General features: G+C 46.3%; 15 protein-coding genes and 1 other annotated feature. Of the genes, 11 read left to right on the top strand and 4 right to left on the bottom strand.

Annotated features, from left to right (window positions below):
• Nucleotides 1–12: 12 nt before the first annotated feature.
• The 6 genes from nadD to DNHGIG_RS19945 all read left to right on the top strand — a co-directional run bounded on the left by nadD (nucleotide 13) and on the right by DNHGIG_RS19945 (nucleotide 4717).
• Nucleotides 13–612 carry a nicotinate-nucleotide adenylyltransferase gene (gene nadD / locus DNHGIG_RS19970; RefSeq protein ID WP_282201247.1) on the top strand — a complete coding sequence of 200 codons (600 nt, stop codon included), beginning with the start codon at nucleotides 13–15 and terminating at the stop codon, nucleotides 610–612.
• Entirely contained in the window at nucleotides 605–1210 is a 606-nt protein-coding gene (gene yqeK / locus DNHGIG_RS19965; protein ID WP_282201246.1) for a bis(5'-nucleosyl)-tetraphosphatase (symmetrical) YqeK, read from the top strand. Before nadD ends, yqeK begins: the two co-directional genes overlap by 8 nt.
• Before the next feature lie 51 nt (nucleotides 1211–1261).
• Nucleotides 1262–1609 (top strand): ribosome silencing factor, encoded by a 348-nt coding sequence (gene rsfS / locus DNHGIG_RS19960; RefSeq protein ID WP_282201245.1) that lies wholly within the window; start codon nucleotides 1262–1264, stop codon nucleotides 1607–1609.
• A 26-nt stretch (nucleotides 1610–1635) separates the two neighbouring features.
• Nucleotides 1636–2388: a class I SAM-dependent DNA methyltransferase gene (locus DNHGIG_RS19955; protein WP_282201244.1), complete on the top strand. Its 753-nt coding sequence runs from the start codon at nucleotides 1636–1638 to the stop codon at nucleotides 2386–2388.
• Nucleotides 2389–2681: 293 nt separating this feature from the next.
• Nucleotides 2682–3257, top strand: coding sequence for a cob(I)yrinic acid a,c-diamide adenosyltransferase (locus tag DNHGIG_RS19950; protein ID WP_282201243.1), 576 nt, complete (start codon nucleotides 2682–2684; stop codon nucleotides 3255–3257).
• Nucleotides 3258–3412: 155 nt separating this feature from the next.
• Nucleotides 3413–4717 (top strand): glycosyl hydrolase family 18 protein, encoded by a 1305-nt coding sequence (locus DNHGIG_RS19945; protein WP_282201242.1) that lies wholly within the window; start codon nucleotides 3413–3415, stop codon nucleotides 4715–4717.
• A gap of 136 nt (nucleotides 4718–4853) precedes the next feature.
• Here the strand turns inward: DNHGIG_RS19945 and DNHGIG_RS19940 are convergent, their stop codons facing one another.
• Nucleotides 4854–5147: an SAV0927 family protein gene (locus DNHGIG_RS19940; protein WP_282201241.1), complete on the bottom strand. Its 294-nt coding sequence runs from the start codon at nucleotides 5145–5147 to the stop codon at nucleotides 4854–4856.
• A 213-nt stretch (nucleotides 5148–5360) separates the two neighbouring features.
• Nucleotides 5361–5597 (top strand) — a binding site (T-box leader).
• Nucleotides 5598–5656: 59 nt separating this feature from the next.
• Here DNHGIG_RS19940 and leuS point away from each other — a divergent pair.
• A complete protein-coding gene (leuS, locus tag DNHGIG_RS19935; RefSeq protein ID WP_282201240.1) occupies nucleotides 5657–8119 on the top strand; it encodes a leucine--tRNA ligase in 2463 nt (820 codons plus the stop codon).
• Between the two features lie 89 nt (nucleotides 8120–8208).
• On the opposite strand, the gene DNHGIG_RS19930 is transcribed toward leuS, so the two are convergent.
• Together DNHGIG_RS19930 and mntR are read right to left on the bottom strand one after the other, a co-directional pair.
• Entirely contained in the window at nucleotides 8209–9300 is a 1092-nt protein-coding gene (locus tag DNHGIG_RS19930) for a D-alanine--D-alanine ligase (RefSeq protein WP_282201239.1), read from the bottom strand.
• 54 nt (nucleotides 9301–9354) lie between these two features.
• Nucleotides 9355–9798, bottom strand: a complete 444-nt coding sequence (gene mntR, locus DNHGIG_RS19925; RefSeq protein WP_282201238.1) for a transcriptional regulator MntR — start codon at nucleotides 9796–9798, stop codon at nucleotides 9355–9357.
• A gap of 231 nt (nucleotides 9799–10029) precedes the next feature.
• Here mntR and DNHGIG_RS19920 point away from each other — a divergent pair, with 231 nt between their 5' ends.
• The 3 genes from DNHGIG_RS19920 to DNHGIG_RS19910 all read left to right on the top strand — a co-directional run bounded on the left by DNHGIG_RS19920 (nucleotide 10030) and on the right by DNHGIG_RS19910 (nucleotide 11894).
• On the top strand, nucleotides 10030–10332 hold the full coding sequence (locus DNHGIG_RS19920) for a hypothetical protein (RefSeq protein ID WP_282201237.1): 303 nt from the start codon (nucleotides 10030–10032) through the stop codon (nucleotides 10330–10332).
• Nucleotides 10333–10499: 167 nt separating this feature from the next.
• Entirely contained in the window at nucleotides 10500–11198 is a 699-nt protein-coding gene (locus DNHGIG_RS19915; RefSeq protein WP_282201236.1) for a CoA transferase subunit A, read from the top strand.
• 39 nt (nucleotides 11199–11237) lie between these two features.
• A complete protein-coding gene (locus DNHGIG_RS19910; protein ID WP_282201235.1) occupies nucleotides 11238–11894 on the top strand; it encodes a CoA transferase subunit B in 657 nt (218 codons plus the stop codon).
• A 75-nt stretch (nucleotides 11895–11969) separates the two neighbouring features.
• Here the strand turns inward: DNHGIG_RS19910 and fdhD are convergent, their stop codons facing one another.
• Entirely contained in the window at nucleotides 11970–12728 is a 759-nt protein-coding gene (gene fdhD / locus DNHGIG_RS19905) for a formate dehydrogenase accessory sulfurtransferase FdhD (protein WP_282201234.1), read from the bottom strand.
• Between the two features lie 204 nt (nucleotides 12729–12932).
• Here fdhD and DNHGIG_RS19900 point away from each other — a divergent pair, with 204 nt between their 5' ends.
• Nucleotides 12933–15293 (top strand): FdhF/YdeP family oxidoreductase, encoded by a 2361-nt coding sequence (locus DNHGIG_RS19900; RefSeq protein WP_282201233.1) that lies wholly within the window; start codon nucleotides 12933–12935, stop codon nucleotides 15291–15293.
• Nucleotides 15294–15338: the final 45 nt, after the last annotated feature.

Genomic DNA, 15338 nt, shown 5'->3' with positions numbered 1-15338 from the left:
GGGGGAAGACGGATGAGAGTCGGACTTTTCGGCGGAACCTTTGACCCGATTCATACAGGCCATCTCGTTGTGGCCATGTTAGCCAAAGAAGCGCTCAACCTGGATAAAGTCTATTTCATTCCTGCAGGTGTTCCTCCGCATAAACGTGACAAACGAATTACGGAGGGTATCCACAGGTACCGTATGGTACAATTGGCTATACAAGGATATGATGAATATGAGGTGCTCGATTGGGAACTGAAACAAAATCAACCGTCTTATACGGTAGATACTTTATCTTGGTATTGCCGCACGCATCCTTCCCATGATCCTTTCTTCATCATGGGTGCCGATATGTTGCTGGATCTTCCCAATTGGCAGAAAGCGGATCGCGTGATCGAACTGACCGACATCATCGCGGTGACACGGCCGGGTTTCAATCAAGCGATGTCTGAACAATATTTACGATTGTTGCCCGCATCGTGGCGGAAACATATTCATTTCGTTGACATGCCGGGCCTTGAGATTTCTTCAACGTGGCTACGCGAACGTTTGGATCAGGGATTGTCTGTTGCCCATCTGGTTCCTGATCGCGTGATATGCTACATAAAGGAGAATCGTTTGTATGGATGAAAGCAGCATCCGTTTGAAAGTGCAAAAGGAATTGAGTCCCCGCCGCTTTCAACATGTTTGTGGCGTGGTGCAGATGGCTGAAGAACTGGCGAAACGATTCGGTTCCGATGTGGAAAAGGCGCGTCTCGCCGCATGGATTCATGATTTTGCTCGCGAATGGCCGGTCGAGCGTTTAACGCAAACGGCTAAGGAGTCCGGAGTTGACCCGTCGTTTTTTGAAGTAAAGGAGCTTTTGCACGGGCCTATCGCGGCAGCAAATGCACCTGAATGGTTTGGTATTGAGGATGAAGACGTAAGAAACGCGGTACGTTATCATACTTCTGGCCGTCCGGGGATGTCATTGCTTGAAAAGATCGTGTGTCTCGCGGATGCGATCGAACCGGGACGCAGTTACCCGGGAGTTGAACAGCTGCGTCAAATCGCAGAGCATGATCTGGAAGAAGCGCTAGCTCGGCAGATGGACGGTACCATTCAATTTCTCATCAAATGCAATCAACCGATCTTTCCATTGACCGTTCTCGCGAGAAATGAGCTTTGGGAGCAAGTACAAACGAAGAAAATTCGGACAGGCGGGAGCGTTTCATCATTTTCTACATAAAATATGTAGTAAGTAGTATGGAGTTCTTAATTTTTCCTAGGAGGCATGTAAATGAGTGACAAGATGGTGGAATTGGCGCAATTGGCAGCGAATGCAGCCGCAGACAAGAAAGCGAGAGATATCGTGATTCTCGATATCCGGGGATTGTCTGTGATCGCCGATTATTTCGTGATCTGCAGCGGGAATTCGAGCACACAAGTGCAAGCGATCGTCAAGGAAATACGCGAGAAACTGGAGAAACGCGGCTTGATGATGAAGGGCATGGAAGGTTTCGACGAAGCACGGTGGGTCTTGCTGGATTTCGGCGATGTGGTCGTGCATGTATTCCGCCAAGAGGAACGCGAGTTCTACAATCTTGAACGCGTGTGGGGAGATGCCACACAACTCAGTATCTCTTAAAAAACGCCACGTTAGGAGCATATGTTGTGAGTCAGAATCTTGTGTATGGGGATTTTGCGGAATATTACGATCTATTAATGCAAGATGCCCCGTATGATCTTTGGTTACAGATGTTTGCGGAAATACTTGATCGTTACGAAATAAAGCCCCGAATCGTTGCCGATCTTGGGTGTGGTACCGGAACGATCAGCATCAGAGTGGCGGAGCAAGGATATCGCGTATTTGCAGTTGACGCATCGGAAGATATGCTTGCCATGGCAGAGGGAAAAAGAGAGGGGAAACACCTTTTTCCCACGTTTTTGCAGCAAGATATTCGTGAATTGCATCTTCCAACATGCGTGGATGTGGCGATCAGTTTTTGTGATACACTCAATTATTTATTGGAAGAAGAACACGTGCAGCAAACGTTCCATGCGGTATACCGTCAGCTTCATCATGGCGGGTTATTCTTTTTTGACATGCATACGCCGTACAAATTGGAGCATCTTTTAGGTGATCAGGTGTTTTATGAAGTGCGGCCGGAAATCGCTTATATTTGGCAAAGCTCTTTTGATGGTACCCGTTGTCTCGTTGAATATGACATCACATTCTTTGCCGAAGTTGGTGACGGTTTGTATCGTCGTTTTCAAGAACAACACCTTCAAAGGGCGTACCCGTGTGAACGGGTTGTGGAATGGTTGTACGATGCGGGATTTCAAACGGTCGAAGTATTTGCTGATTTCAGCTTTGAAAAGCCTACAGACACATCGGAACGCTGGTTCTTTGTTGCACGTAAGTGACATATACGCCTGGTCAACGTGACTTACTTACAATCGTTATCGTGATGCCGCTACGTTTGGTGCCATTTAAGGCTTTTTCGGGAGCCTTTTCATAATAACTCCATGCCGCAGTTTGACACCAGACAGACTAAAACTGTTTTCAGGTCGGGCGTACGCTTTTGCGTCAAACGAGATGGAAGTTCATCTCGCGACATATTTAGAGCGAGGGGATCGCCATCAAGCGCGAGTGCAAAGGAAACGCCCGCCATACCATTTTTCATGCAGACTTTTCTATTTAAAACGGGAGGGCACATATGAAACTCTATACGCGTACAGGAGATCAAGGAATGACTGGTGTTATCGGGGGGCGAGTCAAGAAAGATTCTGTCCGTGTAGAAGCTTACGGAACGGTCGACGAATTGAATGCATTCGTCGGACAGGCGCTCGTTCTTCTGAAAACGGAAGAAGCAAAGTTCCATGACATGGTACAAGATTTGACAGAAATTCAACACGAGTTATTCGATTCCGGCGCTGATCTGGCACTTGTGAAAGCACCGGAAGGGTACGACCTATCGTACAAAATCAATGGCGATCATGTGACAAAGCTTGAAAAGTTGATTGATAAGTATGATGGCGAATGCCCACCGATCAAACGATTTATTCTTCCTGGGGGATCCGGGCCGTCGGCCGCTTTACATATCTGCCGAGTCGTCGCACGAAGAGCGGAAAGACGCGTGGTCACACTTGCCGAAATGGAACCCATCAATGAGGAGATTCGCCGCTACTTAAACCGCCTTTCCGATCTCTTTTTTGCGATGGCTCGCGCGAGCAATGTACGTACAGGTGTAACTGATACCGAATATAAAGGCGGGGAAGAAGTTTTCAAGTAAGTGTAACATATTCTGCCACACACCTGTGTGGTTTTTTTTTTGCACATAGACGAAAGCCCCCGAATAGCCTATGGTAGATCCATATGTAATCGAAAATGCGCTGTAAGGGCGGGTACACCCCGCTCCGTGAACAGTTTTTCAGGAGGGGGATATGCTTGTTTGTACATGTTGTCAAACCGGGGGAATCCCTTATTTCCATTGCGAAAGATTATGGGGGAACGCCGGAAAAGATTCGGGAGCTGAATGAACTCCCAAGCGACAGAATCGTGCCTGGTTTACATCTTTTGATTCCGGCCGGACCAGCGGCCACTCTCGTTCCTTATATCATACAGGAAGGAGACACGATCGATACTCTTGCACGGGAATTTCGCGTTCCACCGCGAATCATTGTAGGATCGAACGAAAGCATACAACGGACTGGATTCAAACAAGGACAAACGGTTTGGTTACCTGTTCCGATTCGTGAAAAACGAGAGATTGAAGTGAACGCGTACATCATACCAACAGGTACACAAGCAGACGCAGAAGTCATTCGTGATGTCGCTCCGCATATCACCTATTTGTCCACATATAGTTATCGTGTTACTCAGGACGGCCGTCTCGTGGATGTATCCGATACACATTTGTTGTCTGAAGTGAAACGTCAGGCTGTGATGCCGCATATGACCGTCAGCAATTTTGACGGGAACCGTTTCAACCCTGAACTCGCCCGTGCGATCATGAATAGAGAGGGTATCAAACAAACCCTTTATGAAAACATCTTTCACGTCATTCGCAGAAAGGGATATCAGGGCGTACATGTCGATTTTGAGCATATGTATCCGGAAGATCGAGAATTGTATAATGATTTCATTCGCGGACTTGCCGCTTTCATGAAACCGAAAGGAATTTCTGTGTCGCTTACACTGGGACCTAAGATGAATGATGATTTCCAGAGCCGTTGGATGGGAGCCTTCGACTATAATACATTAGGTACGCTCGCTGATAGCGTAATGATTACGACATATGATTGGGGATCTGTAGGAGGTCCTCCTTTACCGATTGCACCGCTTCATCTTGTGAAAAAGGTATTACAGTATGCAATTTCTTTGATTCCCGCCAACAAGATTTTCATGGGAATGGCGCTCTACGGGTATGATTGGTCAACCCCGTTCGTTCCCGGCATACGTGCCAGAGGAATCGCTCCAAAGGCGGCTGTGAACATGGCGATTCATCAGGGGGCTGTGATTCAATGGCATCATGCGTCCGCATCCCCTACCTATACGTATCGCGGAGAGCGAGGAGAATTTCGTCAGGTTTGGTTTGAAGATGCGCGTTCTGTCATGGCGAAATTTCATCTTGTTCAAGAAATGGGAGTGCGGGGGATCAGTTATTGGGTTCTCGGTTGTCCCTTTCCGCAGAATTGGGCGCTTCTTGAGAAAACATTCACTGTACGTCAAAAGGTCGGTCAATTCTCATGATCATCCCGCTGTCACATGCGCGCGCATACCACCGATTCCCATATTATTAAAACGTCTCGGGCGGTTGATGAGAGAGTCAATATTCGTAATTAAAAGAAAAACGAGAAAGTGGAATCGCTTTCTCGTTTTCTGTATGTCAATCCATATATTGTGGGCGAATGAATTCATCGGAGATCATCGTTTGCAATGCGTTGGATAAGTGTGAGGCATCTTCGGGAGTCATGGCGAATTTTCGGCAGAGAAGATCGACATCGTGAACATCGTGACTGTCGAGAAGATCTCCCCGTTTCGACTGCAGACACAGCACAACGGTCTTACCGAGAAAGTGTTCAGAAAAAGTCAACATGAAGTCAAAACGTTTTCCCCCACTGATGAAACCGATGTGACGTGTACGGGTCGTTTCCATTTCATCGAACAAAATGTGTTCCATGGCATCCCCTCCTTTGAGACAATTATATGAATTATAACTAAAAATATCAACAGTCAGACAACCATTTTTGCAAATTGGTCTCAGAATTTTTAGTTCTTTTATAAAAATGAAAATGCATCTTCATGTAAAATTCTGCATTTGATGTTTCGTTTATTGACAAAGTGGAAACAATGTGAGTATACTAACAAAAAATCGAATACGACATCTTTGTCGAATGATGTGATGAAGAGGATCAGTAGCCTGATGTGCATGTCAAGAGAGCCGACGGTTGGTGCGAGTCGGTCATGTCACGAAGGTGAACTCGCCTCGGAGCTGTGTCTGGGAAGAACCGTAGTACTTGGCACCGTTTCATCCGCGTTATTGGATGCTTGAGTGAGCACAAGAATTCTTGTGCTAAAAAGGGTGGTACCGCGGGAAAGGTTACGATGATCCTAACCTCTCGTCCCTAGTCATTGATTACTGGGGGTGGGAGGTTTTATTATTTTAATGGAACGTGAAGGAGGGCTAGAATGAACGAACATACATATTCACCTGCTCATATAGAGAAAAAGTGGCAGAAAATCTGGCAAGAAACAGGCGCATTTAAAACTTCGGATGAAGACGATAAACCGTATTTTTACTGTTTAGAACAATTCCCATACCCATCCGGACGTTTGCACATGGGGCACGTCCGCGTCTATTCCATAGGGGATGTCGTCGCTCGCTTCAAGCGGATGCAGGGCTACAATGTTTTGCATCCGATGGGCTGGGACGCGTTCGGTATGCCTGCAGAGAATGCTGCGATCAAAAATGGAGTGCATCCTGCTGTTTGGACGTATGACAATATCGATTTCATGCGCAAACAAGTAAAAGAATTGGGATCCTCCTATGATTGGGAACGCGAGGTGACCACCTGTTCGCCCGATTATTACAAATGGACGCAATGGCTGTTTCTTCTTTTCTATGAAAGAGGATTGGCTTATCGAAAGAGAGGAGCGGTGAATTGGTGTCCTGACTGCCAGACCGTTCTTGCCAATGAACAAGTGGAAGACGGCGCTTGCTGGCGTTGCGGCACAGAAGTCGTCAAGCGTGATTTAGAACAATGGTTCTTGCGCATTACCGATTATGCGGATCGTTTGTTAAAGGATCTCGACAAGTTGACCGGCTGGCCGGAGAAAGTCATTACGATGCAACGCAACTGGATCGGCAAATCCGAAGGTGCCGAAGTACAGTTTGCAATCGAAGGATCCGACGATTCGATCACGGTCTTCACTACACGTCCTGATACGTTATATGGCGTTACATACCTCGTCTTGGCGCCTGAGCATCAACTGGTGAAACTGTTGGTAGAGGGAACGGAGGAAGAGGAAGAAGTCACCCGTTTCGTGGAAGAGATTCGCAAGACCTCCGATATCGAGCGAACGGCAGCCGATGCGGAAAAAGTGGGCATGTTTATCGGACGTTACGCAATTCATCCTTTAACGGGGGAAAAACTGCCCATTTGGATCGCGAATTATGTACTTCCCGACTATGGTACGGGGGCAGTCATGGGGGTTCCCGCTCACGATGAGCGCGACTTCTCTTTTGCTTCCAAATACGGTTTGGAGATTCGCGTGGTGATCGAACCGCAGGGTGAGGAATTGAACAAACCGTTAGAAACTCCATACACAGGTGAAGGTGTTCTCGTCCATTCGGACAAGTTTAACGGACTGTCGAATCAAGAAGCGTTGACGAAAATCGTGGCCCATCTTGAGGAACGAGGTGTCGGAAAAGCGGCGGTTTCCTTCCGCATTCGCGACTGGTTAGTTTCGCGCCAACGTTACTGGGGAGCGCCGATCCCGATCATCTATTGCGACCGTTGCGGAACCGTCCCTGTACCCAAAGAACAGCTTCCGGTGATTTTGCCGAAAGAGGTTTCATTCGCTGCAGGAAATCTGTCCCCTCTCAAAACGAATGAGGAATTCCTGCATACGACCTGTCCGACATGCCAGGGACCGGCAACGCGCGAGACGGACACGATGGATACGTTTATCGATTCATCATGGTATTATTTACGCTATATTTCACCGAAGGATGATACGAAACCATTCGATTCTCAAGCTGTGAACCGCTGGTTGCCAGTCGACAAATATATAGGCGGTATCGAACATGCTGTCCTGCATCTCTTGTATTCGCGCTTCTTCACAAAAGTGTTGTACGATGCAGGTCTGGTTTCATTTGACGAGCCGTTCGAATCCCTCTTGACACAGGGGATGGTCACCAAAGATGGAGCGAAGATGTCGAAATCGAAGGGGAACGTTGTCTCTCCGGAAGAAATAATCGCGAAGTACGGGGCAGATACAGCCAGAACATTCATTCTGTTTGCCGCGCCGCCCGATCGTGATCTCGATTGGAGCGATCAAGGGGTAGAGGGGGCACATCGTTTCCTCGGCCGCGTTTGGCGGATGGTGGAGCAACACCGCGAGATGTTCGCCGTACGTCAACCCGCTTCGGCGACCTCTCCTGCAGAGAAGAAATTGCTTCAAGTGACACATGCGACGATCAAGAAAGTAACGGAGGATATAGGCACACGCTATCAGTTCAATACGGCGATTTCCGCGATCATGGAGCTCGTTAACGCGATCTATTCCTATCCCGAAGATGCGGATGTGGGAACAAAGCTGGATGCGATTGAGACTGTGATCCTTTTGTTGGCGCCCGTTGCACCACATATCACCGAAGAATTGTGGCATAAGATCGGTCATGAAACGAGCGTGCATCAACAAAAATGGCCTGAGTACGATCCGGCGGCGTTGGTGCAGGAAGAAATCGAGTATGTAATTCAGATCAACGGGAAATTGCGTGACAAGGTTGTCGTCCCAAGAGGACTTAAACGCGAAGAATTAGAAGAGCTCGTTCTTAACCGCGAGAAAGTGAAAGAACAATTGGAAGGAAAAACGATCAGAAAATGGATCGTTGTCCCTGATAAATTGGTCAACCTCGTGGTCAGTTAAGATTGTGTATAGAAAGACGTATTTCACGTCGGAACAAAAAGAACCCCAGCAGGCTTGTATGCCTCTGGGGTTCCTTTATCAGTATGATTTCACTCGCCCATTTGATTTTTTTCCTGGTGACGTTCGAGCGCAAGCCGAATCAGTTCATCTAACAGCTTATCGTAAGGGATTCCCGTTGCTTCCCACAGTTTCGGATACATCGAATAGATCGTAAACCCTGGGAATGTATTGATCTCATTGATTAGAAATTTGCCGCTCTTACGTTCAAGAAAGAAATCCACACGGGATAAGCCGGAACCGTCGATCGCCTGAAAAGCGATTTTTGCCATATGACGGACTGTCTCTGTCTGCTCTTGCGTGAGATCGGCGGGAATCATCAGTGTGGATTTCCCGTCGTTATATTTGGCGTTGTAATCGTAAAACTCGGAAGAAGAGATGATTTCTCCGGGTACGGATGTGCGCGGTTCATCGTTGCCAAGTACGGCGACTTCGATTTCACGGGCGTCAACAGCCTCTTCCACGATCAATTTGCGATCGTATTTTGCCGCATTTTGGATGGCAGCCTTCAGGGATGTTCTGTCTTTCGCTTTCGAGATACCGACTGAAGAACCCATGTTCGCAGGTTTGACAAAGCAAGGATAACCGAGTGTTTCTTCGATCTCATCTAAAAGGATCTCAGGAGATTTGTCAAAACGGCTGCGTAAAAATGTCACATACTTGCATTGCGGAAGGCCTGCCTGAGCGAAGACGGCTTTCATCATCGCTTTATCCATGCCAACTGCCGAGGCCAATACACCGGCGCCGACATACGGGATATTCAATAGTTCAAACAGTCCTTGCACAGTTCCGTCTTCCCCATACGGACCATGAAGAACGGGAATGACGACATCGATCGCCTCAGCCGTTGCGCTTGTTAGTGTAGGAGCAGGTCCAAATGTGATCATACTTTCCGATCCAGAATGGTTCGTTTGTTGAAGAAGTTGTTTTGGCGGTTCCGTCCCTAGTGCTGTATATGCTCCTATACCTGTATGCCACATGCCTTCTTTCGTAATGCCAATGGGCAAAATTTCATAAAGAAGAGGATTCAAGTTTTCGATCACAGACTTCGCGGAAAGAATCGAAACTTCATGTTCTCCCGATTTTCCGCCGAAGATGACGCCAACGCGTAATTTTCGAGACATGTTCCCATTCCTCCTCGTACGCTCGAAATAAAACCCCACCTGGAAAAGGTGAGGCTACTTTTTATCTCCTTCGTTATCCAGTTCCTCGAACTTTTTACGGAATTCATTAAACTCACGCAAACAATTCGGATTGTCTTCGAAGAAGAATACCAAGCTTTGTAAGCGATTCATCGTATTGGGGGATACGTGATGTTCAATCCCTTCGACATCTTTTTGAATCGTTTCTTCCGAGATGCCCAGCATGCGTAGAAATTCCTCCAACATCTTGTGCCGCTGTTTCATCAGTCTGCCCATTTTCTCGCCGTTAGGTGTCAAGATAATGCCACGGTATTTTTCATATGTGACATAATTCATTTCATCCAATTTTTGAATCATCTTCGTAACAGAAGAAGGTTGCACAGACAGCAAGGAGGCTATATCAGAAACACGGGCATATCCCTTTTCTTTCATTAGTTCATAGATTTTTTCCAGATAATCCTCCATGCTGGGTGTAAGCATTTGAAATCCCCGCTTTCAAGAGAAAAGTTTCTTGTCTATTTTACTATGGGAAGGGTATTCGTGCAAATAACCGTCTTTTGCTTCAGACAGTTTATGTGACATAAGCCTAAAATGTGCAGTATGTTTTTTGCTATAGGATATGCGCACCTTTCTCCCTAACGATGGCAGTTCCACAAGAGAAAAAAATGCATGGACCGTAAGATGTAGAAAAGCGCATACAGGGGGATTGTTATGGGATTTCATCCGACAATAGCGCATCAGTATCTTGGGCAGTGGGTGCGTTGTCATTCGGTTTACGGTGTTCATCGAGGGGTTGTTTCCCGCGTACTGCCGGACGGAATCGTTCTTACGAATGTCACACAACTGGCAAGTGAGTCAAATGGACGGAAGTCCGAGAATGTACATGGGATCTATAAATCCAATAACGCCGAAAATAAGATTGCCCATGTATTCTTTGGTGGATTTTTTGTTCCGTTTGGCGGTATTTATGGACTATATCCCGGGTTCGGTTTCGGAGCAGGATTTATTTGGTGATTACGTTTGTATGAAAAGCCCTTTCCATCTATTATGAAGATGGGGAGGGTTTTGCTATAATTTATTAAAAATTGCTTGAAATCAAATCTATTACCTTTATGAATGCGCTTCCATTTGGTACTATTAATATATGTTCGCTACATATTACACTATGGGAGGGTGAACCTATGAACAAAGTGTTCCCATCTGCTGCGGAAGCGGTGGCGGATATTCACGACGGGGCTACATTGATGGTTGGCGGGTTCGGGCTCGTGGGAATTCCGGAAAGCTTGATTCTTGCACTTCGTGATAAAGGAGTCAAAGGGCTCACTTGTATATCCAACAATTGTGGCGTTGATGATTGGGGATTGGGATTGCTCTTGCAAACACGCCAAATCAGCAAAATGATTTCATCCTATGTCGGTGAGAATAAGGAATTTGAAAGACAGTTTTTAAACGAGGAACTGCAAGTGGAACTGAATCCGCAAGGAACGTTGGCGGAAAGAATTCGTGCCGGCGGTGCCGGTATTGGAGCGTTCTATACACCTGCAGGTGTAGGAACTCCGATCGCTGAAGGTCGGGAAACACGCGTGATCAATGGGAAGGAATACTTGCTAGAATATCCACTTACGGCTGATTTTGCTTTGATCAAAGCGTGGCGGGCAGATAAAATGGGGAATTTGCAGTATCGGAAAACCGCCCGCAATTTCAATCCGATCATGGCGGCCGCAGGGAAAATTACAATCGTCGAAGTGGAAGAAATTGTTGAAGTGGGTGAATTGGATCCGGATCAAATTCATACCCCGAGCATTTACGTTCAACGCATCGTGTTGAATGAGAAACCGGAGAAGAGGATTGAAAGGCGGACGGTTCGCCCGCGCACATGAGAAGAGAGGATACCGGATGATGGAAGGAGAGGGTTTCCCATGGTATTAACGCGTGAACAAGTGGTGCAGCGTGCAGCGAAAGAAATTCAAGACGGTTTCTATGTGAACTTGGGTATCGGGATGCCGACACTGGTAGCGAATTATATCCCGAAAGACCTTCAAGTTGTCCTTCATTCCGAAAACGGACTTCTTGGCATCGGTCCCTATCCTATTGAAGGGGAAGAAGACCCTGACTTGATCAATGCAGGCAAAGAAACAGTCACCGCTATTCCCGGAGCCGCCTATTTCGACAGCGCGGAATCGTTCGCCATGATCCGCGGTGGACATATCGATCTGGCTATCTTGGGGGCGATGGAAGTTTCGGAAAAAGGGGATTTGGCGAACTGGATGATTCCTGGCAAGATGGTCAAGGGGATGGGCGGCGCGATGGATCTCGTCCATGGAGCCAAACGACTGATCGTCACAATGGAACATGTGAATAAACAGGGGCAACCGAAAATTCTAAAAGAATGTTCCCTCCCTTTGACAGGAAAACGCGTAGTGAATCGCATCATAACAGACCTTGCTGTCATCGATGTAACAGAAAACGGGCTGTTGCTCGTAGAAGTCGCCCCGGGGTACACACCTGAAGACATACAAGCAGTAACAGAACCGCAATTGATCATCTCCGATGAGATAACGACCATGGAGATATAAACCTTGTGGAAACGAGAAAAGGAATCTTGATCGCGTAAGGTACAAGCCGGCCTTCATAAAAGAAGCCGGCTTATTTTAACGTATCATTCGTTCCGGATGTGTATAGACGTTCATTTTTTCACCGCGTACAAAGCCGACAATCGTAATGCCCAATTCATCAGCCATATCTAACGCAAGATCTGTTGGCGCTGATTTTGATACGATCATTCCGACTCCGATTTTTGCCACCTTTAATAGGACTTCAGAGGAGATTCGGCCGCTGAAGACAATCACTTTATCCTTTAGAGGAATCCGATGAAACATCCAATATCCGTAAATTTTATCTAACGTATTATGCCTGCCGATATCTGTTCTTGACACGATGATATCGTCTTGACTGCATAAGGCTGCATTATGTACGCCACCTGTCGTCTGAAAATAGAAAGACTGTTGTTGCAGTAATTCGATCAAGCGAAAACATTGATCGACAGTGATTTGCGAGCGAGTGGTAATCGTTTTAGCTGTCTTTACATCATTATGAAAATAAAACGATTGCCTGCTTTTTCCGCAACAGGAACCGATAAACCTTTTCGCGTAGAATTCAAGACTGACCGGTTGTTTATTGATGGTTTCCACATATGCGAATCCACGTTTCTCATTGATTGAAACAGAGATGATTTCATCAGGTAGCCGAATGACCCCTTCTGATGCGAGAAACCCGACGGCTAGATCCTTTAAGTCGGTGGGTGTGCAGACCAATGTGGCAAATTCCTCGCCGTTTAAGACGATGGTAAGGGGATACTCGGTTGCAATTTCATCTTCTTTTTCAATACAAGGAGAATCTCCGCGATACATTAAAATTTTCCTCTTTTTAGTAACCTCCATAACCAATTCAACACCTTTCGGACTAACAAATACAAGATGAATTGTGTTATTATTTATATATAATATTTAGAATATTTTTTGTATCAATTATACAACGATTCTTCCAATATAAACAGGGAATGTTCTTATTCGTCCGATTGTTTTTTATTGCATATTGAGAATGGAGGAGTACACATGGGAAAAACGAAACATACTGGACCGATTTCGCTTCCGAAAATTCCCGATCCTACACTCTGGGTCACCCCTGTTCCATTTGGCCTGGGAAAAGTCAAGCCACATCATGTACGCGATACGCTGAAGGTCATTTGGGAGAATCGCGATAATCTCCCATACGCTTTTCGCATTTTGACACAGGGCGTATGCGATGGATGTGCACTTGGCGTTTCCGGGCTCTATGATCAAACATTAACGGGTCCTCATCTTTGCACGACACGTTTACAAGTGCTACGTCTTAATACGATGCCGGCGATGAGAGAGGAAGTCATCCATGCAGATATTGAAGATCTGCGTCAAATGGACAGTACTTCTCTCAGGAAATTGGGGAGGATCCCGTATCCATTGATACGGAGAAGGGGAGAGCGGACATTCAGTCGAATCTCCTGGGATGAAGCGTTAGACTTCATTGCCGAGAAAATCAAGAACATCGACCCGAAACAACTTGCTTTTTATTTGACTTCTCGCGGGATCCCGAACGAAACGTATTATGTGGCAGCAAAAGTGGCGCGATTCCTTGGGACTAACAATATCGATAACGCGTCACGGATTTGTCATTCTTCATCGAAAATAGCGTTGAAACGCTCTCTGGGAATTGGAGCCTCGAGTTGTAACTATAAAGACTGGATCGGTACAGATGTGCTCGTATTCTGGGGAAGCGTTGCCGCGAATAATCAGCCGGTCTCCACCAAGTACATGTACGCAGCTAAACGCAAGGGAACAAAAATTATTGTGATTAATCCGTATCATGAACCTGCTATGGAAAAATATTGGATACCTTCGATTCCGGAGTCCGCCCTTTTCGGAACCAAGATAGCGGATGATTTCTATCAAGTGAATATCGGTGGCGATATCGCGTTCATGAACGGAGTGATGAAACGCTGGTTTGAGATGGAGCAACAAGTACCCGGTTCAGCCATTAATCATTCATTTGTGCGAGAACACACAGACGGTTTAGAAGAATTAAGATCACATGTGATGAAATATGATTGGGAAACATTGGAGACGCACTCGGGGATATCGAGAGAACGCATGTGCGAATTCGCTGAATTACTCGCTAAAGCGAATTCGGCTGTCTTTGTATGGTCGATGGGATTAACGCAACATCGTTTCGGTACAGATAATGTTTCCCAGGTGGTAAATTTGGCTTTACTTCGCGGTTTTTTGGGACGTGAGCATTGTGGCCTCATGCCGATTCGCGGCCACTCCGGGGTTCAAGGAGCAGGGGAAATGGGCGTTGATCCGTACAGTCTACCGGGAGGTGATTTTAAAGAAAAAGATATCGAACGTATCGAACGGGTATGGGGTTTCACATTGCCAAAGTGGCAAGGAGATATCGTCGGTGTCTCTCTTGAAAATGCACTTCTCCCCGAAGGACACGAAAGAAAGTTGAAACTTTTCTATACCTCCGGGGGTAATTTACTGGAAACGATGCCGCATCCTGATTTCATAAAATTGTGTTTGGAGAGTATTGATATTCGCGTTCACCAAGATATTATATTGAATACGTCAACCTTGGTCGATGCCAAAGAAGCTGTCATCGTGTTACCTGCAATGACCAGGTACGAGATACCCGGTGGCGTTACATCGACTTCCACGGAAAGAATGGTCTACTATTCTCCGGAAATTGAAGGTCCCAGAATTGGTGAGGCTCGCCCTGAATGGCAAATCTATATCGATTTGGCTGCTCGTGTGAAGCCGGAACAGAAACATCTGATCTGGTTCAATGACACACAAGAAATTCGTGACGAAATCGCAAAAGCTGCTCCCAATTACGATGGCATTCAGCATTTGAAAAAGAAAGGCGATGTTTTTCAATGGGGAGGGGCATGGCTTTGTGAAGGTGGGATTTGCCCGACAGAAAATGGGCGCGGCCATTTGATCCCCATTGAATTGCCTGAACTCAGAAAGGCGAAGAGCCACTTCTATGTTACAACCCGTCGGGGAAAGCAGTTCAACTCGATGATATACAGTGAAATCGATCCGTTTAACCATGCGGAACGTTTCGATGTGTTAATCCATCCTCAAGATGCGGAAACACTAGATATCATTGAAGGTGAAGCGATCGTCCTTCATAATGAGTTTGGATGCTTCCAAGGGCGCGCAAAATTTGCGAACGTAAAATCAGGAAATCTCGAAGTGTATTGGCCGGAAGGAAATATCCTCTTTCAAAAAGGTATATACGATCCAGATGCAGGGATGCCGGAATATAACACGACGGTAATCTTGGAAAAAGCGGAGGCCTATCATGCACGAAAGGGTACTCAATGTTTTAGAGAATCATCTTGGCGACAGGAAAATGAATATCATATGAAAGATTGACAATCTATGACCACCCTGATACGATGAATCTAATATTTGATAAGT

Origin of the sequence: Collibacillus ludicampi (assembly GCF_023705585.1) — a bacterium.
Classification (GTDB): Bacteria; Bacillota; Bacilli; order Tumebacillales; family BOQE01; genus Collibacillus; species Collibacillus ludicampi.
The sequence above is the reverse complement of the archived record's forward strand: the minus strand, read 5'-3'. Positions and strand labels throughout refer to the sequence as shown.